The 17,802-nt window shown below is 64.1% G+C and carries 16 protein-coding genes; 13 read left to right on the forward strand and 3 right to left on the reverse strand.

Going from position 1 to position 17,802, the window contains the following annotated elements:
- Window positions 1-8: 8 nt before the first annotated feature.
- From cofH to IP83_RS09770, 3 genes are all read right to left on the reverse strand, one after another.
- Window positions 9-2,321 (reverse strand): 5-amino-6-(D-ribitylamino)uracil--L-tyrosine 4-hydroxyphenyl transferase CofH, encoded by a 2,313-nt coding sequence (cofH, locus tag IP83_RS09760; RefSeq protein ID WP_054122066.1) that lies wholly within the window; start codon window positions 2,319-2,321, stop codon window positions 9-11.
- Between the two features lie 59 nt (window positions 2,322-2,380).
- Complete coding sequence (locus IP83_RS09765) at window positions 2,381-3,310, reverse strand: 3-keto-5-aminohexanoate cleavage protein (RefSeq protein WP_054122025.1); 930 nt, start codon at window positions 3,308-3,310, stop codon at window positions 2,381-2,383.
- A gap of 82 nt (window positions 3,311-3,392) precedes the next feature.
- Window positions 3,393-6,074 carry a LuxR C-terminal-related transcriptional regulator gene (locus IP83_RS09770; RefSeq protein ID WP_197274332.1) on the reverse strand — a complete coding sequence of 894 codons (2,682 nt, stop codon included), beginning with the start codon at window positions 6,072-6,074 and terminating at the stop codon, window positions 3,393-3,395.
- 185 nt (window positions 6,075-6,259) lie between these two features.
- Between IP83_RS09770 and IP83_RS09775 the strand changes: the two genes are divergently transcribed.
- The 13 genes from IP83_RS09775 (at window position 6,260) to IP83_RS09835 (ending at window position 17,802) form a co-directional block, all read left to right on the forward strand.
- Window positions 6,260-7,432: an acyl-CoA dehydrogenase family protein gene (locus IP83_RS09775; RefSeq protein WP_231624993.1), complete on the forward strand. Its 1,173-nt coding sequence runs from the start codon at window positions 6,260-6,262 to the stop codon at window positions 7,430-7,432.
- A gap of 36 nt (window positions 7,433-7,468) precedes the next feature.
- Entirely contained in the window at window positions 7,469-8,470 is a 1,002-nt protein-coding gene (locus IP83_RS09780; protein ID WP_054122027.1) for a zinc-binding dehydrogenase, read from the forward strand.
- Window positions 8,467-9,246: an SDR family oxidoreductase gene (locus IP83_RS09785; RefSeq protein ID WP_054122028.1), complete on the forward strand. Its 780-nt coding sequence runs from the start codon at window positions 8,467-8,469 to the stop codon at window positions 9,244-9,246. The genes IP83_RS09780 and IP83_RS09785 overlap by 4 nt, the downstream gene beginning before the upstream one ends.
- A gap of 118 nt (window positions 9,247-9,364) precedes the next feature.
- Window positions 9,365-11,026, forward strand: coding sequence for a class I adenylate-forming enzyme family protein (locus IP83_RS09790; protein WP_054122029.1), 1,662 nt, complete (start codon window positions 9,365-9,367; stop codon window positions 11,024-11,026).
- Window positions 11,027-11,036: 10 nt separating this feature from the next.
- Window positions 11,037-11,819, forward strand: a complete 783-nt coding sequence (locus tag IP83_RS09795; RefSeq protein ID WP_054122030.1) for an SDR family NAD(P)-dependent oxidoreductase — start codon at window positions 11,037-11,039, stop codon at window positions 11,817-11,819.
- Between the two features lie 23 nt (window positions 11,820-11,842).
- A complete protein-coding gene (locus IP83_RS09800) occupies window positions 11,843-12,682 on the forward strand; it encodes a fumarylacetoacetate hydrolase family protein (protein ID WP_054122031.1) in 840 nt (279 codons plus the stop codon).
- 51 nt (window positions 12,683-12,733) lie between these two features.
- Complete coding sequence (locus tag IP83_RS09805; protein ID WP_054122032.1) at window positions 12,734-13,669, forward strand: VOC family protein; 936 nt, start codon at window positions 12,734-12,736, stop codon at window positions 13,667-13,669.
- Between the two features lie 3 nt (window positions 13,670-13,672).
- Window positions 13,673-14,398 (forward strand): alpha/beta fold hydrolase, encoded by a 726-nt coding sequence (locus tag IP83_RS09810; protein WP_082364622.1) that lies wholly within the window; start codon window positions 13,673-13,675, stop codon window positions 14,396-14,398.
- A complete protein-coding gene (locus tag IP83_RS09815) occupies window positions 14,398-15,162 on the forward strand; it encodes an SDR family oxidoreductase (protein WP_054122033.1) in 765 nt (254 codons plus the stop codon). Before IP83_RS09810 ends, IP83_RS09815 begins: the two co-directional genes overlap by 1 nt.
- 54 nt (window positions 15,163-15,216) lie before the next feature.
- Window positions 15,217-16,380 carry an acyl-CoA dehydrogenase family protein gene (locus IP83_RS09820; RefSeq protein WP_054122034.1) on the forward strand — a complete coding sequence of 388 codons (1,164 nt, stop codon included), beginning with the start codon at window positions 15,217-15,219 and terminating at the stop codon, window positions 16,378-16,380.
- A 14-nt stretch (window positions 16,381-16,394) separates the two neighbouring features.
- Window positions 16,395-16,847 carry a hypothetical protein gene (locus IP83_RS09825; RefSeq protein ID WP_054122035.1) on the forward strand — a complete coding sequence of 151 codons (453 nt, stop codon included), beginning with the start codon at window positions 16,395-16,397 and terminating at the stop codon, window positions 16,845-16,847.
- The gene (locus tag IP83_RS09830; protein WP_054122036.1) at window positions 16,844-17,233 is read left to right on the forward strand and encodes a MaoC family dehydratase; all 390 of its coding nucleotides are present in this window, start codon (window positions 16,844-16,846) and stop codon (window positions 17,231-17,233) included. Before IP83_RS09825 ends, IP83_RS09830 begins: the two co-directional genes overlap by 4 nt.
- Window positions 17,234-17,280: 47 nt before the next feature.
- On the forward strand, window positions 17,281-17,802 hold the full coding sequence (locus IP83_RS09835) for a VOC family protein (RefSeq protein ID WP_054122037.1): 522 nt from the start codon (window positions 17,281-17,283) through the stop codon (window positions 17,800-17,802).

Raw genomic sequence — 17,802 nt, forward strand, 5'->3', positions numbered from 1 at the left:
GCAGCACCTCAGTCGGCATAATCAAGCAGATGGGCCGGCGTGGCATAGACCGTGCTGCGCTCGCGCAGCGGCCGGCCGATGCTGCGGGCCAAAGCCCGCATCTGGCGAACATCAAACACTTGACCGTTAGCGCCGCCCGCCGCGCGGGTGATGGATTCATCCATCAGGACGCCGCCCAGATCGTTCGCGCCGGCCTGAAGCATCACCGCGGCGCCGTCCGGCCCCAGCTTGACCCAACTGGCCTGGATATTGGCGATGGCGCCATCCAGGGCAATGCGTGCAACCGCATGCATCAACACCGCCTCGCGCCAGCTCGGGCCTGACCGCGTCTCGCCCCGGCGCCAGTTGGGCGCTTCCATGTGGACGAACGGCAGCGGCACGAATTCGGTGAAGCCCCCCGTTTCCTGCTGCAGGGCGCGAATGCGCAGCAGATGCGTGGCCCAGTGCTCGTAGGTATCGACATGGCCGAACATGATCGTGGCAGTGGACTTGAGCCCGACCCGGTGCGCCGCGCGCATCACGGCCAGCCAGTCGTTGGTCATGATCTTGTCCGGGCAGATCAGCTGACGCACGTCGTCCGAGAGGATTTCTGCCGCCGTGCCCGGGAGCGTGGCCAGCCCGGCCCGCTTCAGATCGGCCAGATAGTCCTCATAGGACAGCCCCAGCGTGGTGGCGCCGTGATGCACCTCCAGAGGGGAAAAGGCATGAACATGCATCTCGGGTACTGCCGCCTTCACCGCAGCAACAATGCCGCGATAGGTGGTGCCATCATAGGTGGGATGAATTCCCCCCTGCAGGCACACTTCGGTGGCACCGCGCGCGCGCGCCTCGACCACCCGCCGGGCGATTTCGGCATGATCGATGTTGTAGGCCGGCCCGCGTTCGCTTTTGGTACTGCCTTTGGAAAAGGCGCAGAAGCCGCAGCGATAGAGGCAGATGTTGGTGTAGTTGATATTGCGGTTGATCACATGCGTGACGGTCTCACCCACCCGGTCGGCGCGCATTTCATCCGCCAGCCGGCAGACCGCGTCGAAATCGCGCCCCTCGGCCGTGAACAGTCGGGCGATCTGGCCCCGGCTCAGCTCCTCGCCCTGTTCGGCCAGCCCGAGCGCCACGGCAATCTGCGGATCGCGCCCGGTCACCACCGAGGGCAGCATGTCCGGCGCGGGCGCGCCCGTTCCGGGATGCCAATCCACCTCGCGCGGCAGACCCCGCGTATCGACTGCGCGCCTGATCCGGGTGTGGAGCACCGGATCGGCCCAGCGAGCGACGTCCCGGACAAAGGCCGGACCGATCGCCAGGCGCTGACGCAGATGCCGCCCGGCCGCTTCGGTTTCGGTCTCCAGCTTGACCAGGTGCGGCCAGGGCGCTTCGGGATTGACGTGATCGGGTGTGACGGGCGAGACGCCGCCCCAGTCGTTGATCCCGGCGCGCACCAGCCTGGCCAGTTCGCCCGGCTGCAGATTGGGCGGGGCCTGCAGGGTCATGTCGGGGCCCAGGATCAGCCGTGCCGCCGCGATGGTCCAGAGATGCTCGTCCAGCGACAGGTCCCCGGCGTGGCGCATCAGGGTATCGGCCTTGGCGCGGAAGTTCTGGATTATCACTTCCTGGATGTGCCCGTAGCGGCCGTGCAGATCACGGATCGCCAGCAAGCCTTCCACGCGTTCGCGGCGGGTTTCGCCGATGCCAATCAGCAGCCCCGTGGTAAATGGCACGCGGGCTTCACCGGCCAGCCGCACCGTTTCCAGCCGGGCTTCCGGCGCCTTATCGGGCGACCCGTAGTGCGGCATGCCCTTGTCACAGAGACGCTCGGACACGCTTTCCAGCATCAAGCCCATCGAGGCGGCATGAGGCCGCAGCGCGGCATAGTCCGCGGCCGACATCAGGCCGGGATTGAGGTGCGGCAGCAGGCTGGTTTCCTTGAGCACCAGCGCGGCAGCCGCGGCAAGGTATTCCATCGTGCTGGCATAGCCGCGCTGTTCCAGCCAATTGCGCGCAGCGGAGTAGCGCGCCTCAGGGCGGTCCCCCAGCGTGAACAGCGCCTCGCGGCAGCCCGCCCGTTCGCCCTCGCGAGCCAGCGCCAGCACCTCGTCCAGCTCTAGATAGGGCGACGGCAGCTCCGCGGGCTGCCGGGCAAAGGTGCAGTAATGGCAGACGTCGCGGCACAGCTTGGTCAGCGGGATGAACACCTTGCGCGAATAGGAGACCACGGTGCCTTGCCCGACCAGGCTCAGCGCTTCGGCTTCAGCCAGCAATCGGGCCAGCGAGCGCGATTCCAGTCGCTCGAGCCAATCGTCCGTGTCTTCTGGATTCCACCACATCTGCATAGCCCTGGCCAAGCCTCTCTGCCGCCACGCGGCCGCTTCGTTCTATAAGCGCGTCAAATCGCTGTGCGGTCCCCACCCTTTAGGGCCAATATCTCGCGCGCCTCATCGGGCGTCGCCACGGACAGGCCCATCCCTTCGATGATCTGCCGGGCCGTCGTCACCTGCTGCGCGTTGGTTTCGGCCAGCTTGCCCGGCCCGGCCCAGAGCGAATCCTCCAGCCCCACGCGAACATTGCCGCCCATCGATGCCGCCATGGCGACAACGCTCATCTGCTTCGCGCCCGCGCCCAATACCGACCATTCGTACTGGTCGCCAAACAGCCGATCGGCGGTGCGCTTCATGTGCATCACGTCATCCGGGTGACTGCCGATACCACCCAGAATGCCGAAGCAGGTCTGGACAAACAACGGCGCCTTGACCAGCCCGCGATCGAGGAAGTGGGCAAGATTGTAGAGGTGGCTGGTGTCATAGCATTCGAACTCGAACTGCGTGCCCAGCGGGGTGAGCAGGGCCAGCAGGCCCTCGATATCCTTGTAGGTGTTCTTGAACACCAGATCGCGCGAGGCTTCCAGCGTCGCCGGTTCCCATTCGTGCTGCCAGTCCTTGTAGCGGTTCAGCATGGGGAAAAGGCCGAAGCCCATGGTCCCCATGTTGAGGCTGGCCACCTCTGGCTGGAAGCGCGTGGCCGGACGCAAGCGCTCCTCAAGCGTCATCGACGGGTGACCGCCGGTCGTCAGGTTGATCACCGCATCGCAGCGCTGCTTGATCACCTTCAGGAAAGGTTCGAACAGATCGGGGTTCTGGTCGGGTCGGCCATCGGCCGGATTGCGCGCGTGGAGGTGAATGATCGCCGCGCCCGCCTCGGCCGCACCCACTGCCGCCTCGGCAATCTCGTCGGCGGTGATCGGCAGGTAGGGCGACATGCTCGGGGTATGGATCGCCCCGGTCACCGCACAACTGATGATTACCTTGCCCTTGGCCACGTCCCGCTCCCGATCATTTTCGCAAATCTTGGTCGCAGCTTACGACCGGGCGTTCAGCAACAGCCTTTCCGAAGATAGGCTGTCACGACAAAATCCCGAACTGCCGCGCACGGATCACGGCCTGGGGGCGGCGGCGGACGCCGAGCTTGTCGTAGATCTGCTGCATGTACCATTTGACCGTGCCCTCGGTCAGGCCCAGCCGGTCGCCGATCTCACGGTTGCGCAATCCGCCACTGACAAAGGTCAGAATCTCGACCTCGCGCAGCGAGAGCCCGCTCCCCAGCCCATAATCATCGTCCTCAACCTCTTCGATCGGGGGCTTGCCCTTGACCACGGAAACCAGCCGTGCGGCAAATTTGTCGACCGGGGTGTCCAGCACGGGACCGCTACCATAAGCCTCGACCAACAGCGCCCCGATCGCCTCGCCCTCGTCGATGAAAGGTCTAACCCAGCCGCCCGGTTCAGCCAGTTCGACCGCCGCGCGAACCGAGCGCCGCGCTTCGGAGCGATTGCCCGAAAGCACAGCGATTTCAGCCAACAACAGTTCGAAGGTCACCGCGGAGCGGGTTGCCCCGCGTTTGCGGACGAATTCCAGCCAGCGCTTGGCGATCTTGCGCGACCGCACCAGCCGGAACCGTTGCATCTCCAGACGCAGCCAGGCCGTGGCCATCCATTCGTTAAGCCGGGTGGGATTGAGCGTCGGCACCGGCTCGCCTTCGATCTTGAGATCGCTGGACCAGAACAGCTGTTCAGCCTGCTCCAGGTGACCGAGCTTGACCAGCATGCGAATCTGTTCCGAGATCACCAAGGCGCGCAGCCGGTCGAGCCCGCATTCGATCGCCACCAGATGAGCCTCTTCGAGGCCGGATAGGGCGCTGGCATAATCCCCTTCTGCGGCGGCCAGCCGAGCCCGAACGAGGTAACCGGAGGCGAGCTGATCCACAAACCCCCATTGCCGGATCGAGGGCAGATGGGCCTCGACCAGCCGGCCGGCCTCCTCCAATTCGCCGCACTCGTAGTGAATCTCGGCCAGAGGCAGCGCCGGCAAGGCCGCGAGGCCCGAAACCTGCCCGTCCAGTTCGATTGCAAGGGTATGCGCCTCGGTCAGGAACTGCCGGGCGACCGTGGTCTTGCCCTGGGCAACCAGCGTTGGCGCGACCGAAGATTTCAGCGCGATCGAGGCGAAATCCGACCCGGGGCGACCCAGCGCCTTGCGCAGTTCACCTTCCAGTCTGAGCATGTCGTGGAAATGGTACAACTCGCGCCGGGCGGAGAGCAATTGCGCCAAAAGCGTGCAGCTGAGGTAGGCATGGTCATCGCCCAAGTCCGCCAGCAGGGCCTCCGACTCGCGTTCGACATAGACCATGTTGTCACGGGCCGCTTCCAGCATGATCCGGCGATGGCGGACGCGGTAAGCCATTTGCTCGGCGGCATAGTCGTCCAGCTCGCCGGATTCGGCCTTGGCGGCCAGGGCAGCCTCGGCCGCCACGATCAGTCGTTCGGACGATTTGAACGCCAGCCTGCGGCTGCGCCGCCATGACATCGCGAGCAGCAGCGATGGCCGGCTTTGCAGCAGGTCCCAGGACAGGTCGTTCGCCAGTTCATCCAGCCGGTAGAGCAACCCGCCATAGATCATCGGATCGGCCAGCCGTTCGAACTGGTCTGCCAGAAACTCGCGGTCACCGCTGAGCACGGCGTGATCGAGCGCCAGCTGCAGATCGCCGTTGTCGGCGTAAAAATTGCTGGCGCGGCGGTGCAGCTTGGCGGCGCGCTCGGGCGCCCGCATCATCAGGCGGCCCAGAACCATGTCGCGGAACAGGGTGTAGTAGCGATAGCGGCTGAGTTCGCGGTCCAGCTCGGCCAGGAACAGGCCGCGCTCGAACACCTGCTCCAGCATGCGCCGGGCATTCTCGGTGTTGACCACAGCCGCGCAGGCTGACGGGGTCAGCTCTTCGAGGATCGAGGTGTCGATGATGAAATCGCGCAGGTCCTGCGGCAGCCCTTCGACCACTTCCTCGGCGAAATAGCTGGCAAACTCATGCCGCAGACCGGTGGTCCCGCCTTCGGGCGGATAGCCTTCGGTCATGTCGCGCTTCCAGGCCCCGGCGGCCAGCACCAGGCCGGCCGCCCATCCCTGCGTGTCCACGACAATCCGCTGGAGTTCGCCGGCCGGCAAGGCTCCGTCCACCTGCTGCTGGATCAGCCGCGAGGCTTCGTCGGCATCGAAGCTCAGGTGCCTTACGCGGACTTCGAGCAGATGCCCCAGCGAACGCAGGCGGGCCAGGTTGATCCCGCATTCACCGCGCGAGGCGATCACCGTGGTCAGTGCATCGCGCGCACTGGCGATCAGCTGCTCGATGAAGGTCCGGATTTCGGCCGACAGCAGTTGCATATCGTCGATGAACAGGACCGGCTTTGGTCCTCCGGCCGTTGAAAGGCTGACCAGCCATGCCCGCTGATCACGCTCAAGTGGCACGTCAACGGCTGGCAGACCGGCAGCAACGAGAGCCTGCCGCAGCGCGACATCGAACGATGCCAGCGAATCGATGCCCGCGCGCGCCGCGATCCACAACACCGGGCGGCCCTGCTCATGCAACAGCTCGGCCCAGCGCAGCATTGCGGTGGTCTTGCCGAAGCCGGCTGGACTGCTGACGGTGACGACGCGCGAAGCGCCCACGTCTCCGACCAGCCGTTCGATCGTCTCACGGGTCACATATTTGTGCGCGGCTCGCGGCGGCACAATGGTTGTCGGAACAACACCCATCTCAGACCTCTACCCTAGGACCGTGGGGACTGGTCGTCCGCCATCTTGTCAGCGCATCCTATTGAACAGGAATCCGGCAAGCGCAAGCACCATCTCCTACCGAGAGATAGGTGGTCAGCGCGGCCTGGCAAGGCAAGTCCAGACTCCGACCAAGGTCACCGCGCAAGTGGCCAGTGACGAGAGTGATGCCCGCTATGGATTTCGAGTTGCCCGACGAGCACCGCGCATTCCGCGACATGGTGCGGCGCTGGGTCGACAACGAATGCCCCAAGGACTGGGCGCGCAAACTTGAAGCCGATGAGCACAATTACCCGCACGCGCTGTGGGAGAAATTCAGCGAAGCGGGCTTTCACGGCATCGGCATAGCCGAGGAATTCGGCGGCCAGGGCGGCGATGTGCTGATGCAGATGCTGCTTGCCCGCGAACTCGCCCGGACGCTCGGCGGACTGGCCTGGATATGGGGCATCACCTCGTTCGCCGGATCCAAGTCGATCGGGCTCTATGGCACGCCCGAGCAGAAGGCGAAGTACCTGCCCCTGATCGCCGCCGGCGAGCTTAAGGCGGCGATCTCGTTCACCGAGCCGGGCGGCGGCACCGACGTGCTGGGTAGCATGGCCACCATGGCGGACCGGGTAGAGGGCGGCTGGGTGCTGAATGGCGAGAAGATCTGGTCGTCGTCCGCCCACGTCGCCGACTATCTGCTGGTGCTCGCCCGCTCCGATCGCAATGTCGAAAAGAAGCACCAGGGGCTCACCCTGTTCTGGGTTCCCGCCAAGAGCGAGGGCGTGACGATCACCAGCCTGCCCAAGTTGGGCATGCGCTCGATGGGCAGCTGCAGCGTCGTCTATGACAACGTGTTTGTGGCTGACGAAAACGTCCTCGCTGAGCCCAATCGCGCCTGGTACACTCTGCTCCCCACCCTGAACAACGAGCGGATCATGGTCGGCGCGTTCTGCCTCGGGGTGATCGACGGCGTGCTGGAAGATGCCCTAGCCTACATGAAACAGCGCAAGGCCTTCGGCAAAGTCATCGGACAGTTCCAGATCCTGCAGCATTACGTGGCGGACATTGCGACGATGCAGCGCACCACCGAGCTGCTGCTGCACAGTTGCGCCGACAAGCAGGCCCGCGGCGAGAATGTGGGCACCGATGCCAACATGCTCAAGCTGTTCGCTTCCGAAAATGCCAGCAGGGCGGCTGATCTGGGCATCCAGATCCTGGGCGGCATGGGCTACTCGGCCGAAACCGACATGCAGCGCTATTGGCGCGATTCCCGGCTGTGGCGGATCGGACCCATCACCAATGAAATGGTCAAAAACGGCATCGCGGAATCGCTCGGCCTGCCACGCTCCTTCTGACGTTCTACCCTATCCGCACAGACGAAAGTGACGCCCATGAAAGCCCTGCTGCTCGAAACCACCGATGGCCCCGAAGCTGTCCGCGTTGCGGATGTGCCAACCCCTGAGGCACAGGCCGGTGAAGTGCGCGTGGCGATCAAGGCGGCGTCTATGAACCACCGCGAGATGTGGATCGCGCGCGGCCTCTATCCCGGCATGACCCTGCCCTCGACGATGGGCTGCGATGGCGCCGGAGTGGTCGATCAGGTGGGCGACGGCGTCAGCGGCGTGGCGGTCGGCGATGAAGTGGTGATCTACCCCGGGCGTGACTGGGGTGCGAACCGCCATGCCCCGCATCCGGCCTTCGGCCTGCTGGGCATGCCGCACCCCGGGACGATTGCCGAATATGTCTGTGTCCCCGCCGAAAACATCGCGCCCAAACCGAAGGGCATGAGCTGGGAAGAAGCCGCCGCCACGGTCCTCACCGGCCTTACGGCCTGGCGGGCCCTGATGTTCAAAGGCCAGTTACAGCCGGGCGAAACAGTGCTGATCAGCGGCGTCGGTGGCGGCGTGGCGACGTTCGGGCTGGCCTTCGCGGTTGCGCTGGGCGCCAAGGTCTACGTCACGGGCGAAAGCCAGGACGTGCTCGACCGGGCGATCGAAATGGGCGCCTTGGGCGGCCTGCTTTACACCGATCCCGAATGGCGCAAACAGGTGGGCAAGCTCACCGGCGGGATCGACGTCGTTCTCGATGGCGCGCCGGCACCCAGCTATGCCAACTATGTTCGCGCTATCAATCCGGGGGCGCGCATCGTGATTTATGGATCAACGGCGGGTGATAAGTTCGAGGTGACGGCGACCGGCATCTTCCTCAAGAGCGCCAGCGTCGTCGGCAGCCAGGTCGGTGACCCGCAGGATTTCCGGGATATGCTGGCCTTCGTCGATCGGCACGCGATCAAGCCCGTGATCGAAACGTCATTCCCGCTCGCCGAAGCGCGAGAAGCGCTGCTCTATCTCGAAAAGCAGCACAAGTTCGGCAAGGTGGTGATCACTGTATGACGGGCCTGTTCGACCTGACCGGCAAGACCGCCCTGGTCACGGGCGGTGCCCAGGGGCTCGGGCGGATGATTGCCGAGGGCCTGCTTCGCGCCGGCGCCACCGTGGCGATCACCTCGCGCAAGGCCGACATCTGCAGCGCGGCGGCGGCCGAGATGGCAGCGCTCGGACCCTGCATCCCCTTGCCCTGCGATCTGTCATCGGCGGAAGCCGCGGTCGATCTGGCTGAGCGGTTCCGCGCGGCCGCCGGGGATAAGCTGCATGTGCTGGTCAACAATGCCGGAAAGACCTGGGGCGCCCCGGTCGACAAGTTCCCGGACAAGGGCTGGCCGGGCGTGCTGATGGTCAATGTCCAGGCGCCCTTCACGCTGATCCGGGAATTGCTGCCGCAACTCGAAGCCGCCGGCACCCCTGACGATCCGGCCCGGATCATCAATATCGGATCGGTGGCCGGAGCGACGACCCAGCGTCTGAGCGCCTATTCCTATTCGGCCAGCAAGGCGGCGATCCACATGCTCAGCCGCGACCTGGCTGGTGATCTGGCTGGCCGTAACATCAACGTCAACGCCGTGCTGCCAGGCTTCTTCCCGACGGCGATGACCGCCCACATGCGCGATGACGATCATGTTGACCCCGCGCTGTTGGGCAAAATACCGATGGGCCGGATGGGACGGGCCGATGATATCGCAGGGGCCGTGGTGTTCCTCGCCTCGCGCGCCAGCGGCTATATCACCGGGGCAGAGATTCCCGTCGACGGGGGTATCGTCGGGTGCGGCTGAACTCCGCTGCAACATTCCGACCTATCCTAGGAAAGGGCACTTGGCCGCAACCTGTGGCCAAGCTTCAGCGGCAAGGGCTTTGCAAAGTCCGCCATGGGAGAAGACTGCCTTGCCAGGGATGAGCGAAGATCCGGCCCGGATGCGCGTCAGCGTCAGTCCGCTTGGCGACATGCTGCTCAAGTCCTGGGACCAGTTCCCGGACAAGGAGGCCATTGTCTTCCCGTCGGGCAGGCGGACCTATGACGATATCGTGCGCTCCGTGTTGCAGCGGGCGCGGGGACTGATGGCTCTGGGCATCGGCCGTGGTGACCATGTCGGGATCCTGTTGCCGTCTGGCGCCGAGTTCGTCGAAACGCTGTTCGCCGTTTCCATGGTCGGTGGTGTTTCGGTGCTGATGAATGCCCGCTACCGCGCGCCCGAGATCAGCTACGTTGTTGAGAATGCCGATCTGATTGCCGTCATCACCAACAGCGAATCCGATGAGTTCGTCGATTTCGTTGGTCGGCTGACGGAAGCCTTCCCGGCGCTGGCCACGGTCGGCGATCCGCTGAAGCTCAGCCTGCCCGATGCTCCGAAGCTGCGCCGGCTCATTCTGCACGGCGGCAAGAGCGCTCCGGGTTTCGTCGATCAGGCGGGCTTTGACCGGGCGGCGCAAGCCAGCAGCGACACCGCGGTTCACGAAGCCCGGCTGTCGGTGCGCCTGCGTGATACCTGCATGATCCTCTATACCTCGGGCACGTCGGACCGCCCCAAGGGGTGCCTGCTTAGCAATGAGGCGATCTGCCGCGAGGCGAGCAACCTGGCCCGCAATCGCTGGGAGTTTTCGGACCAGGAACGGGTCTGGTCGCCCATGCCGCTGTTCCACATTGCCGCCATGCTGGCGATGCTGGGCGCGATCGAGGTGGGCGGCACCTTCATCGGTCAGCCGCATTTCGATCCCGGCGAAAGCCTACGCCAGATCGCCGCCGAACGCGCCACGATGGTGTTCCTGCCGTTCGTGACCTTCCACCAGGCCATGATCGCCCATCCCGATTGGGACAAGACCGATATGCGCTCGGTCCGGCTGATGAACAGTTGCTTCAGCCAGATGCCCAAGAGCGTGGGCGATGCCTATCGCGCCAAGATGCCTAATGCCTTGCAGGTCGGTACCTTCGGGATGTCCGAAGCTAGCGGGATTGTCTCGACCGGTGGCTTCGACATGGACCCGGAACTGGGCTTTGAATCGCTGGGCTATCCGCTCAAAGGGGTATCCGTCCGCGTCATCGATCGCGAGACGGGCGAGGATGCCCCGGTCGGCACGCGCGGCGAGATCTGGGTCCGGGGATACAACTTGCTCGATGGTTATTACCGCGATCCCGCGAAAACCGCCGAAGCGCTCGATCCCGACGGCTGGTACCATTCGGGTGACATTGGATCGCTCGACGGGCACGGCCACCTGCGTTTTCACGGTCGCTTCAAGGACATGCTCAAGGTGGGCGGGGAAAATGTCGCCGCCGCTGAGGTCGAGGCCGTGCTGTCGGCGCATCACGCGGTTGAGCTTGCCCAGGTCATCGGCATTCCCGATCCCCGGCTCGAGGAAGTGCCTGCCGCCTATGTCAAGCTGAGCGGCGAGAGCGCCGCCACGGCCGCAGAGCTGATCGAATTTGCCAAGGAGCGGATCGCTTCGTTCAAGGTGCCGCGCCACGTGCGGTTCATCGAAGAATGGCCCATGTCTGCCTCGAAGATTCAGAAGTTCAAGCTGCGCCAGGAATTGATGGCAGAGCTTGGGCTAACAGATTGAGGGCAGAACGATGCGTGTGATCATAACCGGCGCAGCCAGTGGCATCGGCAAGGCCGTCGCCGAACTGTTGGCAGCGGGGGGCAATATGCCCGGCCCGCACCAGCTGCTGCTAACGGACCGCGACCCGGATGGTCTGCAGGCGGTAGCCACCGGCATTGGTGCGGCCGCGGCAACCTGCGTGGCTGACATGTCCGACCTTGACTGCGGCGATGCTGTGGTCGCCGCCGCGCTGGCGCACATGGGCGGGATCGATGCCGTCGTCAGCAATGCTGGGATCATAGCGGGCGCTGCGCTGGTCGACCAGACCGCCGAGCAATTTGACCGTATCTTCGCGGTCAACGTGCGCGCCGCCTGGCTGCTGGCCAAGGCGGCCCATCCACATCTCGCCGCAAGCCGCGGCGCCTTTGTCGCCACGGCTTCGATGTCGGCCACCCAGCCGACGCCGGGTCTGGGCTTCTATTCGCCCAGCAAGGCGGCGCTCCTGATGCTGATCCGCCAGTTGGCGCTCGAATGGGGTCCAGACGGCATCCGCTGCAACAGCGTCTCGCCCGGTCCGACCTACACGCCGATGACCCAGGCCGGTTATTCCGACGCCGATCGCCGCGCGGCGCGCGAAGCGATGATCCCGCTGCGCAAGCTGGGCATGGCCGACGATGTGGCCAATGCCATCCTGTTCCTGATCGGCCCCCAGGCCAGCCACATCACTGGCATCGATATTCTGGTCGATGGCGGGATGAGCAACAATCTGATGCCGGCCACCGGTGGCGGAACCGGTCAAAAGGCCAGCACCTAACCCCCGATATTTTGGAGACTATCATGCGCCTCGCTCGTGTAACCCTGAATGGAACGCTCGGCCTCGCGGCAAAATCGGATGGCAAGGTCACGATCGCCTATGGTGCTGACCTGGCCGATCTCGATCATCATATCGCCGCTGGCACCCTGGCCGATGCCGGTGCCAAGGCCGCAGCAGGAGAGACGGTCAACGAAGCGGACCTGACCTTTCTTCCCCCGCTCGTCCGCCCGTCCAAGATCATCTGCCTGGGCCTGAATTATCGCGATCACGCCTTGGAATCGGGGCTTGGCATTCCGGACTTCCCGGTGCTGTTCGCCCGCTTCCCGTCCAGCCTGATCGGTCACGGCGCTCCGATCATTCTGCCCAAGGTCTCCACCCAGCTGGATTGGGAGGCTGAGATGGTGGCTGTGATCGGCAAGGGCGGCAAGGCCATCTCCGAGGCCGATGCCCTTAGTCACGTGGCCGGTTACTCGGCGTTCAACGATGGCTCGATCCGCGATTATCAGCTGCGCACGCCGCAGTGGACCGCCGGCAAGAACTTTGACGATACCGGCGCTTTCGGCCCCTGGCTGGTGACCCCGGATGAACTGCCGGCGGGCGCGGCCGGCCTCAAAATCGAATGCCGGGTCAATGGGCAGGTGATGCAGAGCTCGAACACCGGCGAACTGATCTTTGACGTGGCACGCACGATATCCCTGCTCTCCGGCTTCATGACGCTCGAGGCGGGCGACGTGCTGGTCATGGGTACACCGGGCGGGATCGGGCTGGCCCGCACGCCCCCGCTGTTCATGAAGGCGGGCGATGTCTGCGAGGTGGAGATCGAACAGATCGGCCTGCTCCGCAATCCGATTGTAGCTGAATAACAATGACATGGCCTCTCCTGATGGAGAGGCCAGCGTGCAGGAGAGAGAGTGATGAAGCGCCCGAACGTTCTGGCCGTGCATTCGATTGACCATTTCGCACAGCAAGTGCCCGATCTGGCCGAAGCACGGCGTTTTTATGAGGCGTTCGGGCTGGACGTACACGATGAGGCGGGCGGTTTGGCGCTTTACACCTTCGGCAACCCTCACTGCTGGGCACGCCTGCACCCGGCAGCAGCCATGCGGCTGCACTACATCTGCTTTGGCATCTATGCCGAAGACGAAGCAGCCTTTGCTGCCCATCTGGACGCTGCTGGTGTCAAGCGGATCGCTGCTCCCGCTGGCGCAACTGAAGAAGGGATCTGGTTTGCCGGTTTCGATGGTCTCCTGCTCAATATCCGGGTGGCCGACAAAGTGTCGCCGATGGCCAAGAGCAGCTTTGTTACCCATTCGACCGCGGCCGGCGAGAGCGGTGCGGTGTTCAACTCGGTTGCACCGAAAACGCTGCCGCGGCACCTGTCGCACTTTGCGATCTACACCTCGGATGTGATCGCCGCGACCGCCTGGTATGAACAAACACTGGGCCTGCGCCTGTCCGATGGCAGTGGCCCGGTGGTTGCCTTCCTGCATGGGGCCCACGGCAGTGACCATCATCTGCTGGCGCTGGTCACGTCCACCCATCGCGGGCTGCACCACAGCAGCTGGGATGTGGGATCGGTGCAGGAGGTCGGCCTCGGTTCGGCGCAGATGCTCCGCGCCGGCTACACCAGGGGCTGGGGCGTCGGCCGCCACGTGCTGGGGGGCAATTACTTCTACTATGCCAGCGACCCATGGGGTAGCCATGCCGAGTTTTCGGCCGATATCGATTATATCCCGGCCGATTGCGACTGGCCTTCGAACCCGGGCCACGATCCCGGCGACAGCTTCTACCTCTGGGGCCCCAACCTGCCCGAGGGCTTTATCGACAACAGCGAACCGGCCGGAGACTGAGCGATGACGACCTTTGTTCTGATGCACGGTGGCGGCATGGGTGGCTGGACCTGGAAGTTCTGTCGCGAGATTCTCGAAGCCAAGGGCCACACGGTCTTCACCCCGACCTTCACCGGCTTCGGCGAGCGTGAGCACCTGATCAGCCGTAGCGCGGGGAATGATGTCCACGTGCTCGATGTGGTCAACGTGCTGAAGTACGAAGATCTGCAAGACGTGGTTTTGGTCGCACACTCCTATGCGGGAACCGTCGCGCCCGGCGTGCTGGCGCAAGCGGGTGACCGGGTTGCCCGGGTCATTTTCCTCGACGCGATCGTCGCCCATGCCGGCGAACGCATCGCCTCGCTGATGGGCTTTGCCAGCGAGGCCGAAGCCGCCGGGCTGGATGCGATGCTTTCAGCAGGTGAAGGCCCGATCGGCTCGGGGGTTCATCTCCAGCAGCGAGAGATGGCCAAGGCTCATCCTCACCTGATGGCGCCCGATCGCGAAAAGTGGCTGCTCGATCACCTGTCGGACCAGCCGATGCGCGCGACCAGCTGTGCGATGGCGGTGGGCGCGGAATCGGTCCGGCATCCAGCCGACTATGTGGCCGCTGAGCACACGATCATGACAGCCATGCACGATCGCGCCCGGGCACTGGGCTGGACCATGCACGAGCATCCGGGTGACCACGCCTTCAATGTCGGCGACCCTGAGGGGGTTTGCGAGATCATCCTGACGATTGCCGGCTGATGGATATTTCGGGACTGTTCTCGGTCAAGGGCCGCGTGGCTTTGGTAACCGGAGGAAGCGCGGGCATCGGCCGGATGATCGCAACCGGCCTCGGCGCAGCGGGTGCGCGGGTCTATATCTGCGCCCGCAATGCCGAAAAGGTTGCCAGCGCAGCGGCCTCGATTCCGGGCGATGTGATCGGGCTGGCCGGCGATGTTTCGACACTGGAAGGCATCGGCAAGCTCGTTGGCGAGATCACCGCCCGCGAGGCGGCGTTGCATATCCTGGTCAACAATGCCGGTACGCTGAGCGATGCCCCGCTGGACAGTTTCAGCGAGGACCAGTGGGATGATGTGCTCGAGCTCAACCTGAAAACGCCGTTCTTCCTGTTGCAAAAGCTGCTGCCGCTGCTCCGCGCCGGCGGCACGGCTGAGCGGCCATCGGCGGTGATCAACATCGGCTCGGTCGGCGCACTCAAGATCGGGCCGCGCGAAGTTTACAGCTATCAGGCCTCGAAAGGCGCGATCCACTGGTTGACCAAGTCGCTCGCCAAGCGGCTGGCGAGCGAGAACGTCACGGTCAATGCCATCGCCCCGGGCTTCTTCGAAAGCGAGATGACGGTGATCACGGACGATGCCATGCGCCGGATGGTCGAATCAGCGGTGCCGCGCGGCCGCACGGGTACGCCAGAGGATGTCGCGGGCGCCGCGATCTACCTCGCTTCGCGCGCGGGCGCCTATGTGACCGGCTCGGTGATTGCGGTCGAAGGCGGGCTGTCGATCTGATTTTCCCGACTTTGGATAGGTGGCAAGCGGCTTTTGACGCGGCATGGCCAGACAATGGACTTTGACCTTACCGAAGAGCAGTCAGCCTTTCGCGACATCGTGCGCCGCTGGGTGACCACAGAACTTCCCAAGGACCTCATGCGCCAGCTTGAGGCTGACGAGGAAAACTACCCCTTCGTCATCTGGGACAAGCTCAAGGAGCAAGGCTTCTTCGGGATCGGTATCCCTGAAGAATATGGCGGTCTGGGCGGCGACGTGGTCATGCAGATGATCTTCGCGCGCGAGATGGCGCGCACCGCAGGCGGACTGCTGTGGGTCTGGGGCCTCACCTCATTTGGCGGGGCCAAGACGCTGACCGTTGCCGGGACCGAAGAGCAGCGCCGCAAGTGGTTGCCCGAAATGGCCGCCGGGAACCTGCGCGTGTCGCTCTCGATGACCGAGCCCGATGGCGGCACGGATGTGCTGGGGGCGATGAAGACCTTTGCCGATAAGGTCGATGGCGGCTGGGTGATCAACGGCGCCAAGATGTGGACCACGGCTGCCAGGGTCGCAGACCGCCTGCTGGTCCTGGCCCGATCCGATCGCAACGCGGCCAAGAAGCACCATGGCCTGACGGCTTTCTTCGTTGACGGGAAGTCGCCTGGGATCACGGCGACCCTGCTGCCCAAACTGGGCATGCGGGCGATGGGCAGCTGCTCGGTCAGCTATGACAACGTGTTCGTGCCGGATAGCGATGTGCTGGGTGCCCCGCATAACGCCTGGGGCGCCATGCTGCCCAGCCTTAACAACGAACGGATCATGGTCGGCGCGCAGTGTCTTGGCGCCATCGATGGCGTGCTGGAAGACGCGCTCGACTACATGAAGCATCGCCACGCCTTCGGCAAACCGATCGGCCAGTTCCAGATCCTCCAGCACTACGTTGCGGATATCGCCACGTCGCAAAAGCTGGTCGAGCTGCTGCTCTACAACGTGGCCTGGATGCAGGCCAAGGGCATGCCCTGCGGCAACGAGGCCAATATGCTCAAGATGGTCGCCACGGAACGCGCGGTCGAGGCGGCTGACCTTGGCATCCAGATCCTGGGCGGGATGGGCTATTCGGCCGAAACCGACATGCAGCGCTATTGGCGCGACCACCGGATCCTGCGCATGACGCCGATCTCGAATGAGATGGTGCGCAACTCCATTGCCGAAAACCTCGGCCTGCCCCGCTCGTTCTGAAGAGGCTGCACCTGATGGACGAACTGCCCCCCGCCCCGGCCGTGGCCGGTGTCTCGCTCGACGGCACCAAGGTGTTCACGATCAGCGCGGACGAGAACGCCGCGCTGTGCCGCTCGACCGGTGTGGAGCCGGCCGCCGATGGCAGCGCGCACCCGATCTACTATTACCTCGCCACTCAGGTGGCGATGGGCAAGACAGTCGCCGGTGTTTGTGAGACCTGCGAGTTCGATGTCGAGGACGGCCCGATGATGGGATCGTCCGGTGTGCGCTTTGCCGCACCGCTGATGGTCGGTGAGAGTTACAAGGTTTCCGGTGAAATCCTCAGTCTCGTGCGAAAACAGAGCCGCAAGCTCGGGGTGATGGACGTGTTGACCTATCGCCTGCGCCTTCATCCGGCTGCTGGCGGAGATCCACTGCTGGAAACCGATAATGTCTGGGTCCTCCCGCGCAAGGAGTTGGCGGCATGAGCTATGCGGTCGGAGACGCTCTACCCTCGTTTATCGTTCCCAACGCCAGTCCCGATGCGATGAAGCAATGGGCGGTGTTTCTGGCTGATCCCAATCCAATCCACCTTGATGTGGCCGTGGTCAAAGCCAAGGGACTGGGTGACAAGCGGATCAATCAGGGTCCGATGAACGTTGCCTTCATGATGAACATGCTGATGGCGGCTTTTCCGGGCTGCCGGATCGAGGCGATGGATTCCCGGTTCCTGGACAACGTTTATGAAGGCGATCACCTGACAGCCTCGGGTACGGTAACAGCCATCGATGGCAATCGCGTGTCTTGCGAATTCAAGCTCGATGTCGCTGATCGCGGAACGGTCAACAGCGGCACGGCCACCCTTATTATCTGATTCCAAGGAGAACTTTGATGCCCAGCGGACCTTTTGCCCATGTATGCATGGTTATTCGCGATCTCGACAAGGCGGTTGAGGACTGGACCAAGATCCTGCGCGTGCTCGACCCGGAATCGCTCGAAAAGCGCATCGTTCGCTATGACGAATTCTCCAGCGGGGCGGATGTTGGCATGAAGTGGGCCACTTTCGTCAACGAGAATTCAACGGAAATCCAGCTGATCCAGCCGGCTCCGGGCACGCCGATGGGCCGCCGCCTGGAGAAGGTCGGCGAGCACGTTCACCACCTGTGCTTCACCACGGACGATGTCCCCGCGGCCATGGCGAAACTGAAGGCCGAAGGGATCAGCCTGCCCGGTGACGGCGTAACGTACAACGATCCGGACATGACCTGGCAGAAGTGGAGCTGGGTCGGCGCGCAGTCCACCCATGGCTGCCTGATCGAAGTGGCTTCGCCTTATGAAAGCCGCGACGATGGTCTGTGGCACCACGCCCCCAACAAGTTTGCTTACAAGGGCCCGGGCGAGCACCCATCCCACGCTGAAACCGTACCGATTACGGCTGGCTGA

The sequence above is a fragment of the Novosphingobium sp. AAP93 genome (genome assembly GCF_001296055.1).
Classification (GTDB): domain Bacteria; phylum Pseudomonadota; class Alphaproteobacteria; order Sphingomonadales; family Sphingomonadaceae; genus Novosphingobium.